Origin of the sequence: Phocaeicola sp. HCN-6420 (genome assembly GCF_037890145.1) — a bacterium.
Taxonomy (GTDB): domain Bacteria; phylum Bacteroidota; class Bacteroidia; order Bacteroidales; family Bacteroidaceae; genus Phocaeicola.
This window is the reverse complement of sequence record NZ_JBBKBJ010000079.1, coordinates 1-902: the sequence shown is the minus strand read 5'-3', so window position 1 is coordinate 902 and position 902 is coordinate 1. Positions and strand designations below refer to the sequence as shown.

The following is a 902-nucleotide window of genomic DNA, read 5'->3' as shown; positions in this document are numbered from 1 at the left end:
TGATGTGAGCAAGTTCCTGAAACAGTTGCATGCCCAGGTGCTGGAAAAGATGCTTGAAGGCGAAATGGATGCCCATCTGGGCTATGAAAAGAATTCTGTGGCAGGAAATAACACCGGCAACTCCCGCAATGGCAGTTATCCGAAGAAAATCCAAACCGAACATGGAGAGTCTGTCATTTCCATTCCACGTGACCGTAACGGCCAGTTTGAGCCGATAGCAGTGCCCAAACATGAAAGCCGTGGACTTTCTATAGAAAAGCTTGTTATCTCCCTATATGCCAAAGGAATGAGTGTTTCTGATATAGAAGAAGAGATGCGTGAGATTTATGAAATAGAGCTCTCCACATCTGCCATTTCCATCATTACAAACAAAGTGAATCAGGCTGCCCAGGAGTGGCAGAACCGTCCCCTTGATCCTGTTTATCTGATAGTCTGGATGGACGGTATTGTCTTCAAGGTACGGGATAACGGTAAAATCATAAACAAGACTGTTTATCTTTGTGTCGGTCTGAAACAGAACGGCCTGAAGGAAGTTCTTGGCATGTGGGTCGGCAAATCGGAAAGTTCTTCTTTCTGGATGGGCGTCCTGACCGATTTAAAAGCCCGTGGAGTGCAGGATATCCTGATTACCTGTACCGACAATCTGAATGGATTTACGGATACCATCCGCACCGTATTCCCTCAGTCATCCACTCAGATCTGTGTGGTACATCAGATTAGAAACTCCTGTAAATATGTCGTTTATAAGGATAAGAAAGAGTTTACGGCGGATATGAAGAATATCTACAATGCGCCCAATAAGGAAGCTGCTGCCGCAGAACTTGACAACTTGGAAAAGAAATGGGGAGGAAAGTATCCATATGCCATACTTTCATGGAGAAACAACTGGGATGATCTGACTG

General features: G+C 44.9%; 1 protein-coding gene. It reads left to right on the top strand.

From position 1 onward, the window contains the following. Positions 1-902, top strand: a 902-nt coding sequence (locus WKT12_RS16440) for an IS256 family transposase (protein WP_340320328.1), incomplete at both ends; no start/stop codon positions are given.